Genomic DNA, 22,128 nt, shown 5'->3' on the forward strand with positions numbered 1-22,128 from the left:
ATGACTGACCCGACGACCGATCCGACCGACATTGTGCCGCTCCCCGAAGCGGCCATCTCCATGCTGCGCGACTCTGCTTCCCAGGCATGCGCGGTACTCAAGGCCATGGCGCATGAAGACCGCCTGCTGCTGCTCTGCCAGCTCACACAGGGCGAGCGCAATGTCGGCGAGCTGGAAGCGCTGGTCGGTCTGCACCAGCCCAGCCTGTCGCAGCAATTGGGCGTGCTGCGCGACGAGGGCCTGGTCGCCACGCGCCGCGAGGGCAAGTACATCTACTACCGATTGGCCAGCTTCGAGGTCATCCAGATCATGCAGACGCTGTCTGCGCTGTACTGCGGCAAAGTCCTGAGAAGCGTCCGATAAGGCGCCCTGCATGGCACCGGCTTGTGATGCGCCAACGCCGTGCCAATCATCGAAGCACCAGCCGGTTTGCCCGGCTGCCCCAACTGACATTGCATGCATTCCGAATCCCCCTCCCTGCCCGCGTCCTTGCCTGCCGTCGACTGTGACGTGCTCATTCTTGGCGGCGGCGCTGCCGGCATCGGCGTGGCAGCCAGCCTGCGCCGACGCCGCCCGCAACTCGGCATCACCATCGTCGAGCCGTCTGAGGTGCATTACTACCAGCCAGCGTGGACGCTTGTGGGTGGCGGTGTGTTCGATGCCAAGGCTACGGCACGGCAGACCGATGCGTTGCTTCCGACCGGCGTGCAGCGCATTCGTGCAGCCGCCACGCGTGTGGATGCCGATGCGCACCGCGTGCAGCTCGACAACGGCCAGACGCTTGCCTATCGCCAACTGATCGTCTGCCCGGGGCTGCGCCTCGCGTGGGAGCGCATTGAAGGCTTGGAAGCGGCACTTGGCCAGAACGGCGTTACGTCCAACTATAGGTTTGATTTGGCGCCGTACACGTGGTCATTGGTACGCAGCCTGCGCTCTGGCCGCGCGCTGTTCACGCAGCCGGCCATGCCGATCAAATGCGCTGGCGCACCGCAAAAGGCGATGTACCTTGCGTGCGACCACTGGCAACGCACAGGTGTGCTCGACCGCGTCAACGTGGAGTTCAACCTTGCCGGGCCAGCGCTGTTCGGCGTCGAGGCCTTCGTACCGCCGCTCATGCGCTATGTGGAGCGCTATCGCGCCAAGCTGGCATTCGGCTCCACGCTGGTGGCCGTCGATGGCCCCGCACGCATGGCCTGGTTCGAGCACAAGAATGCCGCCGGCGAGGTCGTGCGCACCGCCAAGCCGTTCGACATGCTGCACGTGGTGCCGCCGCAGGTGCCGCCTGCCTTCATCGCCGAAAGCAGCCTGGGCGATGCGGCCGGCTGGTGCGAGGTCGATCCGGCCACGCTGCAGCACGTGCGGCACGTCGACGTGTTCTCGCTCGGCGATGCCAGCTCCACGCCCAACGCCAAAACAGCCGCCGCGGTGCGCAAACAGATCGTCGTGGTCGCCGAGAACCTGCTCGCGCATCGCGAAGGCCAGCCCTTGCCCACGCGCTACGACGGTTACGGCGCCTGCCCGCTTACCGTGGAGCGCGGCAAGGTCGTGCTGGCCGAGTTCGGCTACGGCGGCAAGCTGCTGCCAACGTTCCCCCTAATGCCGACGGTGGCGCGCAAGTCCGCCTGGTGGCTCAAGAAGACGCTGCTGCCCTGGCTGTACTGGAATGCGCTGCTCAAGGGCCGCGAATGGCTGGCGCGGCCAACCGCAGCTTCGGGGCGCTAAACCATGTCGCCAGTGGAAATCGGCTGGATCGTCAGTGCGGGACTGGGTTCAGTGGTGGGGCTCATCCTGGCGCTCACGGGTGCGGGCGGCGCCATCGTCGCGGTGCCGCTGCTGATCTTTGGGCTGCACCTGTCGGTGTCGGAGGCGGCGCCGATCGCACTGCTGGCGGTGGGCTTGTCAGCGGGGCTGGGCGCCATGCTCGGCCTGCGTGAAGGCAAGGTCCGCTACAAGGCCGCAGGGCTGATGGCGGTGTGCGGCGTGGTGGTGTCGCCATTCGGCATCTGGGTTGCGCACCGTGTGCCGAATACACCGTTGACGCTGCTGTTTGCCGTGGTGCTCGCCTATGTGGCGGTGCGCATGTTCCGCCAGGCCCGCGCAGAAGCGCCTGCGGCAGACGCTCCACGACATGCAGCGCCACCCTGCCACCTCGACACCACAACAGCCAAGCTGGTCTGGACGCTGCCGTGCGCGCGCGCGCTGGCCGCATCGGGCGTGGGCGCCGGGTTCCTGTCTGGGTTGCTGGGCGTGGGCGGCGGTTTCGTCATCGTGCCGGCCTTGCGCCGCGCGACTGACCTGCCAATGCAGACGATCGTTGCCACATCGCTGGCGGTCATTGCGCTGGTCTCCACCGGCGGCGTGGTGGCATCGGCCATTGGCGGGCATGTCGACTGGCATATCGCGCTGCCGTTTGCCGCAGGCGCGCTGACCGGCATGCTGGCCGGACGCCGCTTTGCGAAGCATCTGGCCGGCCCGGCACTGCAGCAGGGGTTCGCTGCATTTGCCGGCGTGGTCGCCCTCGGAATGATCGTTCGCACAATGATTTGACCAATCTGTTGCGAAAGCGGTACAATCGACGATTCCGGAGCGTAGCGCAGCCTGGTAGCGCAACTGGTTTGGGACCAGTGGGTCGGGAGTTCGAATCTCTCCGCTCCGACCAAAATTTGGCAGTCAACAAAAACGGCTTACGTTCATCGCGTAAGCCGTTTTTGTTTGGGCGGCAGATGGTGTCATACGGCAGTGCTATAAACACGGTATCCGTACCATCTCGCACCACCCGTAGAACCGCTCCATGAATCTCATCCTGTGGCGCCACGCCGAAGCCGAAGACGTGGCCGCATCCTTGCGCATCCAGCGCAGCACCGATCTCCAACGTGAACTGACCAAGCGCGGCGAAAAGCAGGCCGAGAAAATGGCCGCCTGGCTGCGCCCTCGCCTGCCGGAAGACACGCGCGTGCTGGTCAGTCCCGCCGTGCGCACACAGCAGACCGCACGCGCCCTCACCGAGCATTTCCAGACGTTGCCCGACATTGCGCCGGGCGCGGATGTCAGCGCCATCCTCGCGGCCATCGACTGGCCCTCGAGCACGAACCTGCTGCTGGTCGGCCACCAGCCGTGGCTCGGCCGCCTGGCCAGCCTGCTGATTGCGGGCGTCGAAATGGACTGGAGCGTGAAGAAAGCCGCCGTGTGGTGGCTGTGCCGCCGCATGCGCGAAGACGAGGCGCAGACCGTGCTGCGCGCGGTGGCCAACCCGGATCTTGTGTGACACGTCATCATTGTCATAGTTACGCCACGCAAAATTCACGCAACGGTCACGATTGACTCGCTTTTGTCGCTGATCTGTCATGCGGCGTCTCTAGAATCGCCCCCGAAAGCAACCCTCAGCCACCCTAGGGGATCCGAATGCGAGACCTGCCGACGCCCACCCAGCCGTTGATCGATGCACTGCCGAGCCTGAATCTAGGCAACGCACGGAGGGGCCTTCCTCGCTCACCCGACGCTGTTCCGGCGCGTGACAAGCCTGTTCTGGCCGTTTCGTGGGCGCGCCACCAGGATGAAGTGACCGAGGCGCAACGCCTGCGCTACAAGGTCTTTGCCGAGGAAATGGGCGCCCGCCTGCCCTCGGCCCACGCAGAACTCGACGTCGACATGTTCGACGCCGTGTGCGATCACCTGATTGTGCGCGACCAGAAAACGCTGCGCGTGGTCGGCACTTACCGCGTGCTGCGCCCGGACGCGGCCAAGCAGATCGGCTGCCTGTATTCCGAATCCGAATTCGACCTCGTGCGCCTGACGCACCTGCGCCCGAAGATGGTCGAACTGGGCCGCTCGTGCGTGCACCGCGACTACCGTTCGGGCAGCGTCATCATGGCGCTGTGGGCGGGCCTGGGTGAATACATGCAGCGCTACGGCTTCGAGTCGATGCTGGGCTGCGCCAGCGTGTCGATGGGTGACGGCGGTCACTTTGCCGCAAGCTTGTATCGCAGCTTCGTTGATGACGGCTCGCTGGCCCCAATCGAGTACCACGCCTTCCCGCGCGTACCGCTGCCAGTGGATGAGCTGAACCAGAACCTGGAAGTCGACCCGCCCGCGCTGGTCAAGGGCTACCTGCGCCTTGGCGCCCGCATCTGCGGCGCACCGGCCTGGGACCCTGACTTCAACGTTGCCGACTTCCTGACGCTGCTGCGCCTGTCAGACATCAACCCGCGCTACGCACGCCACTTCCTGCGCGGCTGATCACTCACCGCTGCAAAGCAAAACAGCCCGGTTCGAAAGACCGGGCCGTTTTGTTTGGATCGGCACCACAAGGTGCCGAAATACCGAAGGGCTATACGTAAGTCACCTTGTAGCGACGGCCGATGCGCTGCCATTCATCGGCTTCCTGCGTGAGGCTGTACTCGACCAGCGGATTCTGCTCGATCCACCCCTTCGGCAACTCCACCTCAAAGCCGCCCTCATTGAGTTCGCCCTCGCTCTGGCGCACCTTCAGACCCGGCAACTGGATCGCACCGCGCCGGCGGCACAGCACAAAGGCCAGACGCAGACTGAACAGCATCCGCCAATCCAGAAACTTGCCGCCGCCCGACAGCTTGCCGAGCTTGCCCGCGTGCCCCAGCAGCAGCGTCGCCAGACGTGCCTGGTCGGTCTTGGAGAAACCCGGCATGTCAGCATGGCTGGCAATGTAGGCTGAGTGCTTGTGATAACCACTGTGCGAGATGCTCATGCCGATCTCGTGCAGGTTTGCGGCCCAGCCGAGCAGCGCAAGATTGTCTTCGCGGCGCTCATCGGGTGGATCGGGAAACTGCGACAGCAACGCCGTCGCCGCGTCGCGCACGCGGTGGGCCTGCGAGCGATCGACGTTATAGCGACGCATGAACTGCTCGATCGTCACCGTGCGCATGTCTTCGTGGTGGCTGCGGCCGAGCAGGTCGTACAGCACGCCCAGGCGCAGCGCGCCGTCGGTCACGTCCATGCGGTCGATATCGAGTTCGGCAAACACGCCGAGCATGATCGACAGGCCGCCCGGCAGCACCGGAATGCGGTCCGATTTCAGGCCGCTCAACTTCAGCCGGTTGGTATTCTCCGACTTGATCACCGCACGCTTGAGGCGCTCCAGCCCTTCACGGGTGATACCGTGGGCGCTGCCCTTCTCGCTCTTGTCATTAAAGCCGTTGAGCTCAATCAGCTCGGCCAGCGCGCGCGCCGTGCCCGACGAGCCCACAGCCTGGTTCCAGCCGGCCGTGCGGTACTGCTGCACGAGAATCTGGATTTCGCGACGCGCGGCCAGCTCAGCCTGCTTCATCGCGTACTCATCCACGTTGCCGTTCGGGAAGAAATGGCGACTGTGCGAGACGCAGCCGATGTAGAGCGATTCCATCAGCTTGGGCTTGTAGCCATTGCCGATGATGAACTCGGTGGAGCCGCCGCCGATGTCGACCACCAGCCGGTTGCCCTGACACGCCGGCGCATCGTGCGATGCACCGAGATAGATCAAGCGCGCCTCTTCACGGCCCGCAATCACTTCAATGGGGAAGCCGAGCGCAGCTTCCGCCTCGATCAAGAACTCCTGGGCGTTCTTGGCCACGCGCAGCGTGTTGGTGGCCACCGCACGCACGTGGTCAGGCGAGAAGTCGCGCAGGCGATCGCCAAAGCGGCGCAGTGCGTCAACGCCACGACGGCGTGCGGGTTGATCCAGGTATTTATCTTGCGTAAGCCCGGCGGCCAAACGCACCGGCTCTCGCAGCGCATCGACCTGGAAGATCTGGCTGCTGCTGGTGCCATTGGCAGTCACGGTTTCGTCGACGCGGCCGATCATCAGCCGAAAGCTGTTGGAGCCCATGTCGACAGCGGCCAGCAGACGGGGTGTGGGACTCATGAATGGAAAACGGGTTGAAACGCGATGGGCGTTTTTAGGGATTGTGATTCGAAGCGCTGCGCCACAAAATATGTCTCTATTGTGTCGTCAACGTGACAATTCAAATGTGTCACAAATTTGACACCAGAATATGGAAAAGTGGCCGGATAGTCATTCGCTGGAACAGAACATGTCGACATTGCCCGCGGGCGATCTGCTCAATCGCGAACTGGGCATTCTTGAATTCAACGCCCGTGTGCTGGCCCAGGCGGCCGACCCTGGCGTGCCGCTCATGGAGCGGCTGAAGTTCATCTGCATTGTGTCGAGCAATCTGGATGAGTTCTTTGAGATCCGTATTGCCGGGTTGAAGGAACAGATGCGCGACAACCCGTCGTCCCTCACCCCCGATGGCCTGTCGGTACAGCAGGCGTTTGGCGTGGTGACGGAGCGGGTGCGGCAACTGGTCACGCAGCAGTATGCCATGCTGCAAGACGAGATCCTGCCCCTTCTGGAGAAGGAAGGCGTCTTCTTCCACATGACGACCAACTGGAATGAAGCCCAGCGCGCCTGGTGCCGCAGCTTCTTCCAGCACGAGTTGGTGCCCGTCCTGACGCCGATGGCATTGGACCCGGCGCACCCCTTCCCGCGCGTGCTCAACAAGAGCCTGAACTTCATCATCGAGCTCTCTGGCAAGGACGCCTTCGGCCGTGAAGCCGAGCTCGCCATCGTGCAGGCGCCGCGCGCCCTGCCCCGCCTGGTGCAGATGCCGCCGGAGCTGTCGGGCTATCCGTATGGGTTCGTGCTGCTGTCGTCGTTCATGCAGGGCTTTGTGCACGAGCTGTTCCCGCAGATCGACGTGCATGGCTGCTACCAGTTTCGCGTCACGCGCAATTCCGACCTGTTCGTGTCGGAAGATGAAATTACCGACCTGCGCGAGGCACTGCAGGGCGAACTGTCCACGCGCCACTTTGGCGATGCGGTGCGCCTGGAGATCGCGCATGACACGTCGCCTGCGCTGGTGCGCCGCCTCTTGCAGGAATTCGGCCTGACCGAAGCCGACTGCTACCGCGTCAAGGGGCCCGTAAACCTGGTGCGCCTGCTGCAGGTGCCCGACATGGTCGACAAGCCGGTACTCAAGTACCCGCCGCATGTGCCGGCCACGGTCAAGCAGGTGGCCAATAGCGCGAACATCTTCGACGCCATCCGCCAGGGCGACATCCTGCTGCACCACCCGTACGAGAGCTTCACGCCCGTGCTGGAGCTGCTGCAGCAGGCTGCGCGCGACCCCGACGTGGTGGCCATCAAGCAGACCGTCTATCGCACCGGCAATGAATCGCCGGTCATGGAGGCGCTTATCAAAGCCGCGCGCAACGGCAAGGAAGTGACCGTCGTGGTCGAGCTGCTGGCGCGCTTTGATGAAGAAACGAACATCAACTGGGCCGATCAGCTTGAATCTGCCGGCGCGCACGTCGTGTACGGCGTGGTTGGCCACAAGTGCCACGCCAAGATGCTGCTCGTGGTGCGTCGTGAAGTCTCCGGCAAGGGCAAGACCGTCAAGCTGCACCGCTACGTGCACCTGGGCACCGGCAACTACCACCCCAAGACCGCCCGCCTCTATACGGACTTCGGCCTGATGACGGCCAACGAGCAGATCTGCGAAGACGTGCACCACACGTTCCAGCTGCTCACCGGCACCGGTGCGCAGGTCAAGCTGCATCATCTGTGGCACTCGCCGTTCACGATGCATGAGAACCTGGTCGAGCACATCCGTGCCGAAGCGCGCGCCGCACGCGCAGGCAAACGTGCACGCATCATCGGCAAGATGAACGCGCTGCTGGAACCGACCATCATCGACGAGTTGTACAAGGCCTCGCGTGCTGGCGTGAAGATCGACCTGATCGTGCGCGGCGTGTGCGCACTCAAGCCGGGCGTGCCAGGGCTGAGCGAGAACATCAGCGTGCGCTCGATCGTCGGGCGCTTCCTGGAGCATCACCGCGTCTATTACTTCCATGCTGCCGGCGAGGAAATCGTCTACCTCTCCAGCGCGGACTGGATGGACCGCAACCTGTTCCGCCGCGTAGAGGTTGCCTTCCCAGTGCTCGATCGCAAGCTCAAGGCGCGCGTCATCAAGGAAAGCCTGCAGGTGCATCTGCGCGACAACGCATCGGCTTGGGTCATGCAAGCAGACGGCACGTACGTGCAACGCACGACGCGCGGCAAGCACGTGCGCATCAGCCAACTTGCGTTGCTGAACCACTTCTCGCCGCAGGCTGCTGCAGCGGCAGAAACGGCAGCAGCCGTGGCTGCGGCGACGGCTGCTGAGGCGACTGTCAGGGCTCCGCTGGAGATTTCGGCAGGCTGATTGGCGGCGGCGCCGCTAGGCAAAAAAAACGCACGCTCTGCAGCGTGCGTTTTTCATTGGGTGATCGGTTTAGCGCGAAGTTGAATCAGGCTGCGCGCTCGTCGCTGACGCTCACACTGCGCACCACCGTGCGCTCCGGCGGAAACACGGCGCGGAAGGTGCTGCCCTTGCCGAGCTCACTCGTCACCTGCAGTTCACCACCGTGGCGCGAAAGTACGTGCTTGACGATTGCTAGGCCGAGACCCGTGCCACCCGTATCGCGCGAGCGGCTACGGTCAACACGATAGAAGCGCTCAGTCAGGCGCGGGATATGCTCGTGTGCAATGCCGATGCCCGTGTCGGTGACGGAATACACCGCATGCCCATCCTTCACGCCCCAATCGAGGCGGATCGTGCCGCCATCGGGCGTGTAGCGCACGGCATTGGAGGCCAGATTGCTGAATGCGGAGAGCAGCTCCAGCTCGGCCCCGCACACGCTCACTGCCGGATCGCACGTCATGCTGATGGTGTGGCGGCCGGCAGAGAGCGCCTCGATGTCATGCTCAAGCTGCAGCATCATGCGCTGCATCGGCACGGGCGCGACAGACGGCGGCTGGGAGTTGCCTTCCAGCGTCGCCAGCGCCAGCAGATCTTCCACCAGGTGCTGCATGCGCATGGCCTGCGTATGCATCATGTCGAGGTAACGCTTCTTGTCTTCCTCGGGCAGCGGAATATCGCGCACCGTCTCTAGAAAACCGGCGAGCACTGTCAGCGGCGTCTTCAGCTCGTGCGAGACGTTGGCGACGAAGTCGCGGCGCATGGCCTCGGTGTTCTCCAGCTTGGTGATGTCTTGCGTCACCAGCAGCTTGCGGTCTTCGCCGTACGGCAGGACCTGGACAGAGACGATGCTTTGCTTGTGGGGCCCCACGTCGTGCATGGTGAGCGGCTCCTCGAACTCGCCGCGCGCAAGGTAGCGGACGAACTCCGGTCTGCGAATCAGATGGGTAATGCGTTGGCGCAGATCACGCTTGGCAGACAAGCCGAAGTGCTCCTCGGCCACAGCGTTGCACCATTCGATCTGGTCTTCAGCGTCGAGCATCAGCACGCCGTTGGGCGATGCTTGAATGGCCTGGATGAACCGGCTGTGCTGCTGCTCGACCTGCAGCACCTGCGTGCGCCAGCCTTTCACGAGCCGGTGCAGGCGGTAGTAGACCTCGCCCCATAGGCCGAGCGCGCTGGGGATCTCGCCATAGGCCGGCGAGTCCAGCACGCGCCATAGGCGCTGGATCTGATAGACGTAGTAAAGGAGCATCACCAACAGCAGCACGCTGAGCACGGCCAGCGCAACCACATGGTTGGCGAAGACATACAGACAGGCTGTGACGAGGCCCACCAGGGCGACGAAGACAGCGAAGCGGGTCCAGAAGACGTTCATGAGGGCATTCTAAGCGCTGGACCGCGAAGATCGTGTGAACGCGCGATGGACGATGACGGACTCGCGCGTTCGATCAGTTGACGGCGGTTACTGCCCCGGATTGCGCGCCAGGCGATAGCCGCTGCCGCGCACGGTTTCGATCATGTTGCTGTAGCCACCCGGGGCGAGTGCCGCACGCAAGCGCTTGATGTGCACGTCCACGGTACGCTCTTCCACGAACACGTGATCGCCCCACACCTGATCGAGCAGTTGCGAGCGGCTGTGCACGCGCTCCGGATGCGTCATCAGGAAATGCAGCAGGCGGAACTCGGTCGGGCCCAGATCGAGCTTGATCGGGTTTTCCGCTTCGATGTTCGTGGCCGTCACGCGATGCGTGGCCGGGTCCAGCTTCAGGCCGTTGATGGCCACGACGTCGTCGGTCAGCTGCGGCGCACGGCGGCGCAGCACGGCCTTGATGCGGGCCAGCAACTCCTTGGGCGAGAACGGCTTGGTGACGTAGTCATCCGCACCGCTATCCAGGCCCATGATCTTGTCCTGCTCATCGCTGCGGGCGGTCAGCATGATGATTGGAATCTGGCGCGTACGCTCGTTCGCACGCAGCTCCTTGGCGAACATCACGCCGGACTTGCCCGGCAGCATCCAGTCCAGCAGAACCAGATCTGGCAGCACATCGCTCATCAGCGACAGCGCCTGTTCAGCGTTGTACGCACGGATCGGGTAGTGCCCTGCGTGCTGCAGGTTAACGGCGATCAACTCGGCGATCGCCGGTTCGTCTTCCACGACCAGAATGCTACTCGGCATGCTCACGTCTCCATCCTGCCTTTTTTTATTCGCCCTCGCCCTGGATCTCACGCTCCAGCGCCTCGCGCCCGGCGTGCCGGACGTCGGTTCCCTTGACGATGTAAATGATGAACTCAGCGATGTTCTTGGCGTGATCGCCAATACGTTCGATCGCCTTGGCAATGAACAGCAGATCCAGCGACACCGAAATCGTGCGCGGGTTCTCCATCATGTAGGTGATGAGTTCGCGCATGAAACCGCGAAATTCCTCGTCGATGGCCTTGTCTTCCTTCAGGATCGACACGGCCTCGGCGGTGTCCAGCCGTGCGAAGGCATCCAGCGCATGACGCAGGATGGTCGCTGCCATGTCGCCCGAGCGCTCAACGCCCGCATAGTTCAGCGCGTGCGCCGACGGGTCTTGCATGAGGCGCTTGGTGCGCTTGGCGATCTTCGCAGCCTCGTCGCCGGCGCGCTCCAGGTTGGTGATGGTCTTCGAGATGGCCATGACCAGACGCAGGTCGCGGGCGGTCGGCTGGCGGCGCGCGATGATGTTGTTGCAATCACCGTCGATCTCGATTTCGAGGGCATTGATCTCCTGCTCCACTGCGAGCACCTGATCACACATATCGGTGTCGAAGTTGGCCAGGGCGCGCATCGCGCGGGCGATCTGTGCCTCAACCAGGCCACCCATCTGCAGCACCTTGGTGCTGATGGAGGTCAGGTCGGTATCAAACTGCGATGACAGATGTTTCTCGGACATCGGTTTCTCCTTGTCGCTTCAGTGCGTGTTGCAGATCAGCCGAAGCGGCCGGTGATGTAGTCTTCCGTTTCCTTGCGGCGCGGCTTGATGAAGATCTTCTCGGTCTCACCAAACTCGATCAGCTCGCCCAGGTACATGTAAGCCGTGAAGTCGGAGCAGCGCGCAGCCTGTTGCATGTTATGCGTCACGATGACGACCGTGTAGTCGTCTTTCAGCTCAGCAATCAGCTCTTCGATCTTACCGGTGGAAATCGGGTCCAGTGCCGAGCACGGTTCGTCCAGCAGCAGCACTTCCGGACGGATGGCGATGCCACGGGCGATACACAGACGCTGCTGCTGACCACCCGACAGGCCATAGCCCGACTGGTTGAGCTTGTCCTTCACTTCGTTCCACAGCGCGGCCTTGGTCAGCGCCCATTCCACGCGGTCGTCCATTTCGGAGCGCGACAGGCGCTCGAACAGCTTCACGCCAAAGGCGATGTTGTCGTAGATCGACATCGGGAACGGCGTCGGCTTCTGGAACACCATGCCCACCTTGGCGCGCAACAGGGCGATGTCCGTCTTGGACGTGAGGAGGTTCTCGCCGTCCATGTTGATCGCACCTTCGGCACGCTGCTCGGGGTACAGCGCGTACATCTTGTTGAATGTACGCAGCAGCGTCGACTTGCCGCAGCCCGACGGGCCGATGAAGGCCGTCACCTGCTTCTCGGGAATCTGCAGTGAGATGTTCTTGAGCGCGTGGAACTTGCCGTAGTAGAAGTTCAGGTCACGCACATCGATCTTCGGGCTTTGCGTGCGCACTTCGAGGGACGTAGCAGTCATGGTCATTTCTTGGTGAACAAGGCACGCGCGAGGACGTTCAGCCCCAGCACACCCAGCGTAATCAGGAACACCCCGGCCCAGGCCAATTGTTGCCACTCGGGGAACGGGCTCATTGCAAACTTGTAGATCACCACCGGCATGGTCGCCACCGGCTGGTTCAGATCCAGGCTCCAGAACTGGTTGTTCAGCGCGGTGAAGAGCAACGGCGCGGTTTCACCGGCAATACGGGCCACAGCCAGCAGCACGCCGGTAATCACGCCAGCGTACGACGCCTTGAGCGTGATCGACAGAATCATCTTCCACTTGGGCGTACCGAGCGCCATGGCGGCTTCACGCATGGCGTTGGGCACCAGGTTCAGCATGTTCTCGGTGGTGCGCACCACGATCGGAATCTGCAGCAGGGCCAGCGCCAGCACGCCGGCAATCCCCGAGAAGTGCTGCACTCGCGCCACCACCACGGCATACACGAACAGGCCGATCACGATGGACGGCGCCGACAGCAGAATGTCATTGATGAAGCGCGTCGCGCTGGCCAGTGCCGACGTCTTGCCGTACTCCGCCAGGTAGATGCCGGCCAGGATGCCCAGCGGCGTGCCGATCAGCGTGGCCATGCCGACCAGCAGGAACGATCCGGCGATGGCGTTGGCCAGACCGCCTCCCGGCGTGTTGGGCGGCGGCGTCATCTCCGTGAAGAGCGACAGCGACAGACCACCCACGCCCAGCGAGAGCGTGGTCCACAGAATCCACGCCAGCCACACCAGGCCGAAGCCCATGGCGGCAAGCGAGAGTGCCAGCGCAATACCGTTGATATTGCGGCGACGGGCCTGCAGGCGTGCCTTGGTCTTCTCGGAGTCGGCGCGAACGGCAGGAATGGAGGACGTGCGCATGGTATTGGGTCTCATGGCGTCGGGCAGATCGTTCTGGTTCACTTTTGGCCCTCGCTCTTCTGCAGGCGCAGAAGCAGCAGCTTGGACGCCGCCAGCACGATGAACGTGATGACGAACAGGATCAAGCCCAACTCCATCAGCGCGGCGGTATGCAGGCCTTGGCCCGCTTCTGCAAATTCGTTGGCCAGTGCCGAGGTGATGCTGTTGCCCGGCGAGAACAGCGACGCATCCGACAGCAGGTTGGTGTTGCCGATCACGAACGTCACGGCCATGGTCTCGCCCAGTGCGCGGCCCAGACCCAGCATCACACCACCGATCACACCCGCCTTCGTGTACGGCAGCACCACGTTCCACATGACTTCCCACGTCGTGCAGCCCACGCCATAGGCGGATTCCTTGAGCAGCGTCGGCGTGATCTCGAACACGTCACGCATCACTGCCGAGATGTACGGGATGATCATGATCGCCAGGATCACCCCAGCGCACAGCAGGCCGATACCGATCGGTGCGCCCTGGAACAGCGCCCCGATGACCGGGATCTTGCCGACAGTCGCGGCCAGCGGCTTTTGAAAGTATTCGCTAAAAATCGGTGCAAATACGAGCAGACCCCACATGCCGTAGACGATGGACGGCACGGCAGCGAGCAGCTCGATGGCGGTACCCAGCGGTCGGCGCAGCCAGGCCGGCGACAGCTCGGTCAGAAACAGGGCAATGCCAAAGCTCACGGGCACGGCAATGATGAGCGCAATCAGCGAGGTGACCAGCGTGCCGTAGACCGGCACGAGCGCGCCGTAGATATCGGCGGGCGGATCCCACTCCGAATTCACCAGGAACGACAGGCCGAATTGCTTGATCGAGGGCCAGGAGCTGATGATCAGCGAAACGATGATGCCGCCCAACAGCAGGAGCGTAATGATTGCGGCAAGCCGGGTCAGACCGCCAAACACCAGGTCGCCAACGCGGCTGGGTGCTCGCATGCTGGAAGAAGCGCCGGAAGAATCAGAGAGCGTGGCCATGAGGGAAACCGGTCAGCCGTGAGAGAAGCTGTTGAAATGGTGCGGGCGGCAATCTGCACCGCCCGCCCGCACCTTGTGCTGCACTACCTACGCAGCGGGCAACGAACAATCAGTTATAGATCGCCTTGCCCGACGCATCCTTCACGTTCGACTTCCACGTGGCGCGGATCTGGTTCTTCACAGCATCCGGCAGCGGCACGTAGTCCAGACCCTTGGCAGCATCATCGCCGCCCTTGTAGGCCCAGTCGAAGAACTTCATGACTTCAGCGCCTTGTTCCGGCTTTGCCTGGACCTTGTGCAGCAGGATGAAGGTCGCACCAGCGATCGGCCATGCGTCCTTGCCCGGCTCGTCCGTCAGGATCTGGTAGTACGACTTGCTCCACTCGGCGCCAGCAGCCGCTGCCTTGAACGCTTCAGCGGTCGGTTGCACGGTGGCGCCCGACTTGTTCTGCAGGTTCACGTAGGTCATCTTGTTCTGCTTGGCGTAGGCGTACTCAACGTAACCCACTGCGCCACCCAGACGCTGCACGAAAGCGGCCACGCCTTCGTTGCCCTTGCCGCCCGTACCGGTCGGCCAGTTCACGGTCGTGCCTTCGCCAACCTTGCCCTTCCACTCGGCGTTCACCTTCGACAGGTAGTTCGTGAAGATGAACGAGGTGCCCGAACCGTCAGCACGGCGCACCACCAGGATGTCCTGGTCCGGCAGCTTGGCCTTCGGGTTCAGCTTGACGATAGCCGGATCATTCCACTTCTTGATCTTGCCCAGGTAGATGTCGCCCAGGATTTGGCCATTCAAGGTCAGTTCGCCCGGCTTCACGCCCGGCAGGTTGATCACCGGCACCACGCCGCCGATCACGGTCGGGAACTGAATCAGGCCATCCTTGTTCAGCTCTTCGTCCTTCAGCGGCATGTCCGATGCGCCGAAGTCGACAGTCTTGGCGGTGATCTGCTTGATGCCGCCCGACGAGCCGATACCTTGGTAGTTCACCTTGGTCTGGGTCGCCTTGTTGTAGTCGGCCGCCCACTTGTTGTAGACGGGGGCCGGGAACGTTGCGCCAGCACCAGTGATGTCAACTGCGAATGCGGTACCAGCGAAAGCCAGCGCAGCCACGCCCGCGATTGCGGATTTAACCAGTTTCATGTGTTCTCCAGAGGAGCGGTTGAGCGATGACAGATTTTTGACACCCGAACTTTAGGTCGCTCACATGACACTTCTGTGACAACACAAAAACTTCTCAGAACCGGCTTAGAACGCACGAAAGTCGATCTTAAGGCACAAAAAAAGCGGCGCAAGGGCCGCTTTTTAATTGCTTCTGCAGCGTTCGTCCGGCAATTTACCGCAACGTTGCCGCCAGACGTTCTGCATGCTGTGTAGCAAGGTCGGCATCCTGTGCCTCAACCATCACCCGTACAACAGGTTCGGTACCGGACGGACGAATCAGCACACGCCCCTTGCCGCTGAGCTCAGCCTCACTGGTCTTGAGCGCAGCTTGCAAGCCAGCGTGCGACTTCCAGTCGAAACCTTTTTCGACGCGCACATTGATCAGCTTTTGCGGGAACAGACGCACGCCTTCCAGCATTTCGTCGAGCGTCTGGCCACTGCGACGCAATGCCGCAAGCACCTGTAAAGCCGAGATGATGCCGTCGCCCGTGCTGTGCTTGTCCAGGCACAGCAAATGGCCCGAACCTTCACCGCCCAGCAGCCAACCGTTCTTCTTCAGTTCTTCCAGAACATAGCGGTCGCCCACCTTGGCACGTACGAACTCGACGCCTTGCGCCTTAAGTGCCAACTCCACAGCCAGGTTGGTCATGAGCGTACCGACAGCGCCCGGCACTGCCTGCCCTGCTGCGCGACGCGCCTGCACCATCACGTAGAGCAACTCATCGCCGTTGTACAGGCGACCGTTCCGGTCGACCACCTGGAGGCGGTCAGCATCGCCGTCAAAGGCCAGGCCGATGTCGGCGCCATGTTCACGCGTGGCTTCGACCAGCTTGCCCGGCGCTGTCGCGCCGTAGCCGTCGTTGATGTTGCGACCGTTCGGTTGGTTGCCGATCGACACCACATCCGCGCCCAACTCGTGGAAGACGTGCGGCGCAATGTGGTACGCCGCGCCATGCGCACTATCCAGCACGACTTTCATGCCGAATAGGTTCAGGTCATTCGGGAACGTGCTCTTGCAAAACTCGATGTAGCGGCCGGCGGCATCCTCAATGCGGCGGGCACGGCCCAGCGCGTCTGACGCCGCGTACTCCATCGGCTTTTCCAGTTCGGCTTCGATCTGCAGTTCGGTCTCGTCAGGCAGCTTGTCACCGCTGGCCGAGAAGAACTTGATGCCGTTGTCATAGTAAGGATTATGTGACGCAGAGATCACTACGCCCGCCGACAGGCGCAACGCGCGCGTCAGATAAGCCACGCCAGGCGTCGGCAGCGGACCGCTCATCAGCACGTCCACGCCGGCAGCCGTGAAACCGGCTTCCAGTGCCGCTTCCAGCATGTAGCCCGACAAGCGCGTGTCCTTGCCGATCAGCACAGTAGGCCGGCCGTGGCCATGCGACTCAGCGCCGTGTGCCAACACGCGGCCGGCAGCATAGCCAAGGCGCAGCACAAAGTCCGGCGTGATCGGGGTCTCGCCCACGCGCCCACGAATGCCATCGGTGCCGAAATACTTCCTGGACATAAGGAATCTCTCCTGCAGTAGTTTCTTTATTGTTTGTAAGGTGCCGGCCGCAGCCGGGCAATCGTCTGTTCGCTCGACCCCGACCGTACGACCGTCATGCGAGCGGCGGATCAACCCGTTCGTGACGCATTGCCCACCAGACCTGAAGTGCTTCCACGGTCGGCCGCACGTCGTGCACACGCACGATGAACGCACCGCGCTCCGCTGCCAGCAACGCGGCAGCCACACTCGCGGTGATGCGTTCGGCTGGCGGTCTGCCACCCAGCACTGCACCCAACGTCGATTTGCGCGACAGACCGGCCAACAACGGCAACCCGATCTGCTCGAACTGCGCCAATCGATTGAGCATAGTGAGATTGTGATCCGGCGTTTTACCAAAACCAAATCCCGGGTCGAGCGAAATACGCTCGGCAGCTACGCCGGCAGCCAGCAATGCTTCGGTCTGCATGCGCAGGAAGGCTGTCACTTCGCCCATCAGATCCGTATAGCTGGGCGACTCCTGCATCGTCTCGGGATCACGCTGCATGTGCATCACGCACAGGCCGGCGTTGCCCTTGGCCACTGCCTCAATCGCGCCCGGGCGGCGAAAACCCCAAATGTCGTTGATGAGATCGGCGCCACCCTCTAGCGTGGCGCGCATCACCTCAGGCTTGTAGGTGTCGATGGACAGCGGTTTGCCGCAGTCGCGCAGCGCCTCGACAATCGGCATCACGCGGTCCAACTCTTCCTGCAGACCCAGTGGCGCGGCGCCCGGCCGGCTCGATTCGCCACCGATGTCGATCATGTCGACGCCTTCGGTGATCAGTTGTTCAGCATGGCGCAGCGCCGTATCGCGGGTGGCATGTTGGCCGCCGTCGGAAAACGAATCGGGCGTGACGTTGAGAATGCCCATGACCAGCGGGCGCCGATCACGTGCGTAGCGAAAACGCCCGCACTGGAAGTGCGTCGTAGTGGGAATGAGAGCAGACAAGATATGCGAATCAGAGTACGGCGCAGGACCGGAATGCTACGCCAGGCATACCAAAAAAGGCACTAACAAAAAAGCCGGTGCGCATGCACCGGCTCTTATGCTCCGCCCTCAGGGCAATAACCTATCAGACAGCCTTCATGCCGTGGCCGGCACGTTACCCGGGTTCGCTCCGGCTGGGGTACCGCCACCCGGCGGCGTGCTGCCACCGCCAGTCGAACCATAGCGCGGCGGGCGCGGCGGCTTACCGTCCATGATGTCGTTGACCTGGTCGGCGTCGATGGTTTCCCACTCGAGCAGCGCAGCCGTCATGGCCTCAACCTTGTCGCGGTTGGCTTCCAGCAGGCCCTTGGCCAGGGCATATTGCTCGTCAACAATGCGACGGATTTCTGCATCGACCTTTTGCTGCGTCGCCTCGGACACCGTCTTCGACGCCATGCGGCCGAAGAAACCGTCCTGCTCGGTGTCGACATAGACCATGGTGCCCAGCGTGTCGCTCATGCCGTAGCGCGTCACCATGTCGCGGGCCATTTTCGTGGCGCGCTCGAAGTCGTTCGAAGCACCGGTACTCATCGCCCCCAGGAACACCTCTTCTGCAGCGCGACCGCCGAACAGGATGGCGACCTCTTCAAGCATCGTGTCCTTATAGGCGTAGTGCTTGTCGTGCTCCGGCAGTTGCCAGGTCAAGCCACCAGCCCAACCGCGCGGCATGATCGTGACCTTGTGCACCGGATCTGCCTTCGGCAGCAGCTTGGCAACCACTGCATGACCCGACTCGTGGTACGCCGTGGCCTTGCGCTCTTCTTCGCGGATCACGGCCGACTTGCGCTCCGGACCCATGTAGATCTTGTCCTTGGCATCTTCGAAGTCCTGCATATCGACCACGCGCTTGTTACGGCGGGCAGCAAACAGCGCGGCTTCGTTCACAAGGTTGGCCAGATCAGCACCCGAGAAACCTGGCGTGCCACGTGCCAGCACTGATGCATCGACATCATTGCCGATCGGCACCTTGCGCATATGCACCTTGAGGATCTGCTCGCGGCCACGGATGTCCGGCAGGCCCACGTAGACCTGGCGGTCGAAACGGCCCGGACGCAGCAACGCCTTGTCCAGCACGTCAGCACGGTTGGTCGCAGCGATCACGATGACGCCCGAGTTGGCCTCGAAACCGTCCATCTCGACCAGCATCTGGTTCAGGGTCTGCTCGCGCTCATCGTTGCCGCCACCCATGCCGGCGCCACGATGACGGCCAACCGCGTCAATTTCGTCGATGAAGACGATGCAGGGCGCTTGCTTCTTGGCGTTCTCGAACATGTCGCGCACGCGGGCTGCACCCACGCCAACGAACATTTCAACGAAATCCGAACCGGAGATGCTGAAGAACGGTACCTTGGCTTCGCCAGCAATGGCGCGCGCCAGCAGCGTCTTACCGGTACCCGGAGGGCCGACCAGCAGCACGCCACGTGGGATACGACCGCCCAGTTTCTGGAATTTCTGGGGATCTTTCAGGAAGTCGACGAGCTCGACGACCTCTTCCTTCGACTCGTCACACCCTGCCACGTCAGCAAACGTGACGCTGTTGTTATTCTCGTCGATCAACCGCGCTCGGGATTTGCCGAACGAGAAGGCACCGCCTTTCCCGCCGCCTTGCATCTGCCGCATCATGTAGAACCAGAACACGATGATCAGCAGCGTCGGGCCGAGGTAGGTAAGGATCGAATAGAGCATATTGGGCTCGTCTTCGGCCTTGCCGGTCACCTGCACGCCAAATTTCATCAGATCGCCAACCATCCAGATGTCGCCTGGCGAGATGATGGAATACTTGTTGCCCTCGTTGGGCGTGACCAGCAGCGTGCGGCCCTGCACTTCGACGCGCTTGACCTTGCCGGCCTTTGCGTCATCCATGAATTGCGAGTACGTCACACCTTCTTGGGTGCGCGGCTTGTCGAACTGCTTGAAGACGGTGAACAGCACCAAGGCAATCACCAGCCAGATGGCCGCCTTCTGAAACCAGTTGTTATTCAAGGCGAGACTCCTTTAGAAATGCCTTGACGGGATGCTTGGCATTGTAATGCACGGACACCGCCGCGGGTTGATTGCCCGCAAGACCATCGGCCACTCAGCGCCACCGGGCCCTTCCTGAGTAACGTCCGTCAGCCCGGATGCTTGAGCTGGCGGCCCAGCAGGAAGGTCTCGGAAGACTTGTCGCGAGAGGCCTTGGGCTTGCGCGGCGCCACGATCTTGAAATGGCGCTTGAACATCTCGACGATCTGACTATAGCCGCTGCCGTGGAAACATTTGATCAGCAGTGCACCTTCAGGTTTCAGGTGCGCCATGGCAAATTCCACGGCCAGCTCGGCGATGTGCTCCATGCGCGCGGCGTCTGCCGACGCCACACCCGAGAGGTTGGGGGCCATATCGGACAAAACAAGGTCTACTTTGCCTCCGCCCGTGGCTTCCAGCACGATTTCTTCCAGTTGCTGGAAGACCTCGTCCTCGCGAAAGTCGCCCTGGATGAACTCGACATCCGCTATAGCTTCCATCGGCAGGATGTCGATGGCGACAATGGCGCCGTCGATACGCCCGTCCTTGGCGCGCGGCGAGGCGGCCAGCTTGTTGCGCACGTACTGGCTCCAACTGCCCGGCGCGGCGCCCAGATCGACAATGACCTGGCCCGGCTTGATCAGCTTGTCCTGCTCATCGATCTCCTTGAGTTTGTAGGCGGCGCGCGCGCGATAGCCCTCGCGCTGGGCCAGCTTCACGTACGGATCGTTGATATGGTCGTGCAGCCACGACTGGTTGAACTTGTTCTTTGCCATCGAATTGGTTGCCAAACTGCCTAAACATGGCGGCTTGGACTGATTTTGGCGGATAATACGCGCCGTTTGTCCTTTTGCGCGATCTCGCCCTCATTTATGCCCGCCCTCATCCTCACCCCTGCCCAACGATCGGAACTGCGCTCGGAAGCGCACGCGTTGAACCCGGTCGTCATCATCGGTGCGGAGGGCCTGACCAAAGCCGTTCTGGCCGAAATCGACCGCTCGCTGGCGGCCCACGGGCTGATCAAAATTCGGGTGTTCGGCGACGACCGCGAAGCCCGCATCGAGCTCTATGACACCATCTGCGCCCGCCTGCAGGCTGCGCCCGTGCAGCACATCGGCAAACTGCTGGTGATCTGGCGCGAAGGTCCGGCCTACCTGAAGGAAAACCAGCCGCAGGACATCCGCCCGCCGCGCAAGACCACCGTCGGCGCCGGCCCGCGCTCCGTTACAGTGCGTAAGGCGAATCCGAACGCCACGCGCCGCCCGAAGCCGGTTCGCCTAAGCGTGCTCGGCAACGAGCGCGTCACGGCCGGCGGCAACGTGAAACGTGCCAAACCGCGCCAAACCAGCCAAAAGAAGAAGGCACTGTCCTGATCTGACGCTTGCCCGCACAGAAAACGACCGGCTTTTCAGCCGGTCTTTTCTTCGGCCTCAGGAGGGCTGCTGAATACCAGCGGTTTTCCAGATCAACGCAAGGCCAAACAGACTTTGCACCAGGTAAAACACGCTCGACACACCGTGCAGCATGCCGAACTGGGCCCGGTAAGCCGAGTCACCGACGGCCAGACCCTGGGCCGCCGCCTGCTCACGCAGTGAAGCCATGAACGGTTGCAGCCCAAAGTAGCCGACCAGCACGCATACCAGCATCCCCAGCACCAGCCATCGCAGCGACTTGTATCCCGCCTGCCCGCGCCGCACCAGCGCTGTGGCGGCAAGCAGCAGCAAACAGCCTACGCCCAGGCCAATCCACGCCTCGGCGTGAAACAGCCGGCCGGCGATCGAGCCGGCCAACTGGCGGTCTTCCAGCATGGCAAACAGCGTCGGGGCGACGATGTAGCCGATGGTCCAGAGCGATCCGCACCATACCGTTGCAAGCAACTGAAAGAAGCGCTGGGGCATGTGGGATCGTTCCGGCTGGTGGTGATTAGAGGTACTTGACGGCTAGGACTTCGTACTCGCGCTCGCCGCCCGGGGCGACCACGGTGGCGACGTCGCCTTCAAACTTGCCGATCAGCGCACGGGCGATCGGCGAGCTGATCGAAATCTTGCCGGTTTCCAGATCAGCTTCGTCATCGCCAACGATCTGGTATGTGACGGGCTTGCCTGAATCCAGGTCTTCCAGGTCGATGGTGGCGCCGAAAACCACACGCCCCTCGGCGTCGAGCTCGGACGGATCGATGATATTCGCTGCCGACAGTTTGCCTTCGATTTCCTGGATGCGGCCTTCGATGAAGCCCTGGCGCTCTTTGGCGGCATCGTAGTCGGCGTTTTCGGACAGATCGCCCTGGGCACGTGCCTCGGCGATAGCGGTGACGACGGCCGGACGCTCCTTGGTCTTCAAGCGCTGCAGCTCTTCCTTGAGCATCTCGGCACCGCGCTTGGTAATGGGAATGGTGCTCATAGTGGGTAATTCGGAATCACAAAAAAATCAGCCGCTGCGAAGCGGGAGGGCGCGTAGCGCACACCCGCCTGACGGCGGCTGTCGTTGTTTTGACACGGACACTGTAGTGTAGGCGAACCGCCCGGAGGCGGCAACTGCTGCCCCAG

The 22,128-nt window shown here is 62.5% G+C and carries 21 protein-coding genes and 1 tRNA gene; 8 read left to right on the forward strand and 14 right to left on the reverse strand.

All coding sequences use genetic code 11. From position 1 onward, the window contains the following. The 6 genes from C404_RS42040 (at position 1) to C404_RS42065 (ending at position 4,236) form a co-directional block, all read left to right on the forward strand. The gene (locus tag C404_RS42040; protein WP_021194799.1) at positions 1-363 is read left to right on the forward strand and encodes an ArsR/SmtB family transcription factor; all 363 of its coding nucleotides are present in this window, start codon (positions 1-3) and stop codon (positions 361-363) included. Positions 364-456: 93 nt separating this feature from the next. Then, positions 457-1,722 carry an NAD(P)/FAD-dependent oxidoreductase gene (locus C404_RS42045; RefSeq protein WP_049285427.1) on the forward strand — a complete coding sequence of 422 codons (1,266 nt, stop codon included), beginning with the start codon at positions 457-459 and terminating at the stop codon, positions 1,720-1,722. A 3-nt stretch (positions 1,723-1,725) separates the two neighbouring features. Further along, a complete protein-coding gene (locus C404_RS42050) occupies positions 1,726-2,547 on the forward strand; it encodes a sulfite exporter TauE/SafE family protein (protein WP_021194801.1) in 822 nt (273 codons plus the stop codon). A 35-nt stretch (positions 2,548-2,582) separates the two neighbouring features. Then, positions 2,583-2,659 (forward strand) — tRNA-Pro (locus tag C404_RS42055). A 132-nt stretch (positions 2,660-2,791) separates the two neighbouring features. Continuing rightward, a complete protein-coding gene (sixA, locus tag C404_RS42060) occupies positions 2,792-3,265 on the forward strand; it encodes a phosphohistidine phosphatase SixA (RefSeq protein ID WP_021194802.1) in 474 nt (157 codons plus the stop codon). A 137-nt stretch (positions 3,266-3,402) separates the two neighbouring features. Further along, on the forward strand, positions 3,403-4,236 hold the full coding sequence (locus C404_RS42065) for a GNAT family N-acetyltransferase (protein WP_021194803.1): 834 nt from the start codon (positions 3,403-3,405) through the stop codon (positions 4,234-4,236). 91 nt (positions 4,237-4,327) lie between these two features. Here C404_RS42065 and ppx read toward each other — a convergent pair whose 3' ends face one another. Further along, positions 4,328-5,875, reverse strand: a complete 1,548-nt coding sequence (gene ppx, locus C404_RS42070; RefSeq protein ID WP_031329339.1) for an exopolyphosphatase — start codon at positions 5,873-5,875, stop codon at positions 4,328-4,330. 169 nt (positions 5,876-6,044) lie between these two features. Between ppx and ppk1 the strand changes: the two genes are divergently transcribed. After that, entirely contained in the window at positions 6,045-8,216 is a 2,172-nt protein-coding gene (ppk1, locus tag C404_RS42075; protein ID WP_031329340.1) for a polyphosphate kinase 1, read from the forward strand. 85 nt (positions 8,217-8,301) lie between these two features. Here the strand turns inward: ppk1 and phoR are convergent, their stop codons facing one another. The 11 genes from phoR to C404_RS42130 form a co-directional block, all read right to left on the reverse strand. Next, the gene (gene phoR, locus C404_RS42080; RefSeq protein WP_021194806.1) at positions 8,302-9,630 is read right to left on the reverse strand and encodes a phosphate regulon sensor histidine kinase PhoR; all 1,329 of its coding nucleotides are present in this window, start codon (positions 9,628-9,630) and stop codon (positions 8,302-8,304) included. A gap of 87 nt (positions 9,631-9,717) precedes the next feature. Beyond that, on the reverse strand, positions 9,718-10,431 hold the full coding sequence (phoB, locus tag C404_RS42085) for a phosphate regulon transcriptional regulator PhoB (RefSeq protein ID WP_021194807.1): 714 nt from the start codon (positions 10,429-10,431) through the stop codon (positions 9,718-9,720). A 25-nt stretch (positions 10,432-10,456) separates the two neighbouring features. Then, the gene (phoU, locus tag C404_RS42090; RefSeq protein WP_021194808.1) at positions 10,457-11,170 is read right to left on the reverse strand and encodes a phosphate signaling complex protein PhoU; all 714 of its coding nucleotides are present in this window, start codon (positions 11,168-11,170) and stop codon (positions 10,457-10,459) included. A gap of 35 nt (positions 11,171-11,205) precedes the next feature. Then, the gene (gene pstB / locus C404_RS42095) at positions 11,206-11,997 is read right to left on the reverse strand and encodes a phosphate ABC transporter ATP-binding protein PstB (protein WP_021194809.1); all 792 of its coding nucleotides are present in this window, start codon (positions 11,995-11,997) and stop codon (positions 11,206-11,208) included. Next, a complete protein-coding gene (gene pstA / locus C404_RS42100; RefSeq protein WP_021194810.1) occupies positions 11,994-12,878 on the reverse strand; it encodes a phosphate ABC transporter permease PstA in 885 nt (294 codons plus the stop codon). Before pstA ends, pstB begins: the two co-directional genes overlap by 4 nt. Before the next feature lie 38 nt (positions 12,879-12,916). Then, positions 12,917-13,894 carry a phosphate ABC transporter permease PstC gene (gene pstC, locus C404_RS42105; RefSeq protein WP_031329342.1) on the reverse strand — a complete coding sequence of 326 codons (978 nt, stop codon included), beginning with the start codon at positions 13,892-13,894 and terminating at the stop codon, positions 12,917-12,919. Positions 13,895-14,003: 109 nt separating this feature from the next. Next, positions 14,004-15,035 carry a phosphate ABC transporter substrate-binding protein PstS gene (pstS, locus tag C404_RS42110; RefSeq protein ID WP_021194812.1) on the reverse strand — a complete coding sequence of 344 codons (1,032 nt, stop codon included), beginning with the start codon at positions 15,033-15,035 and terminating at the stop codon, positions 14,004-14,006. Positions 15,036-15,228: 193 nt separating this feature from the next. Next, entirely contained in the window at positions 15,229-16,572 is a 1,344-nt protein-coding gene (glmM, locus tag C404_RS42115; protein WP_021194813.1) for a phosphoglucosamine mutase, read from the reverse strand. Positions 16,573-16,666: 94 nt separating this feature from the next. Continuing rightward, positions 16,667-17,530: a dihydropteroate synthase gene (folP, locus tag C404_RS42120; RefSeq protein WP_152524443.1), complete on the reverse strand. Its 864-nt coding sequence runs from the start codon at positions 17,528-17,530 to the stop codon at positions 16,667-16,669. 147 nt (positions 17,531-17,677) lie between these two features. Next, positions 17,678-19,564 carry an ATP-dependent zinc metalloprotease FtsH gene (gene ftsH / locus C404_RS42125; RefSeq protein WP_021194815.1) on the reverse strand — a complete coding sequence of 629 codons (1,887 nt, stop codon included), beginning with the start codon at positions 19,562-19,564 and terminating at the stop codon, positions 17,678-17,680. Between the two features lie 128 nt (positions 19,565-19,692). After that, positions 19,693-20,358, reverse strand: a complete 666-nt coding sequence (locus tag C404_RS42130; protein ID WP_021194816.1) for an RlmE family RNA methyltransferase — start codon at positions 20,356-20,358, stop codon at positions 19,693-19,695. 96 nt (positions 20,359-20,454) lie between these two features. On the opposite strand from C404_RS42130, the gene C404_RS42135 reads away from it, so the two are divergent. Continuing rightward, positions 20,455-20,955: a YhbY family RNA-binding protein gene (locus tag C404_RS42135; RefSeq protein ID WP_021194817.1), complete on the forward strand. Its 501-nt coding sequence runs from the start codon at positions 20,455-20,457 to the stop codon at positions 20,953-20,955. Positions 20,956-21,012: 57 nt separating this feature from the next. Here the strand turns inward: C404_RS42135 and C404_RS42140 are convergent, their stop codons facing one another. Continuing rightward, positions 21,013-21,480 (reverse strand): DUF4149 domain-containing protein, encoded by a 468-nt coding sequence (locus C404_RS42140; RefSeq protein ID WP_021194818.1) that lies wholly within the window; start codon positions 21,478-21,480, stop codon positions 21,013-21,015. 25 nt (positions 21,481-21,505) lie between these two features. Continuing rightward, on the reverse strand, positions 21,506-21,982 hold the full coding sequence (gene greA / locus C404_RS42145) for a transcription elongation factor GreA (protein ID WP_021194819.1): 477 nt from the start codon (positions 21,980-21,982) through the stop codon (positions 21,506-21,508). Between the last annotated feature and the right edge of the window lie 146 nt (positions 21,983-22,128).

It is taken from the genome of Ralstonia sp. AU12-08 (genome assembly GCF_000442475.1).
In the GTDB taxonomy this organism is placed as follows: domain Bacteria; phylum Pseudomonadota; class Gammaproteobacteria; order Burkholderiales; family Burkholderiaceae; genus Ralstonia; species Ralstonia insidiosa.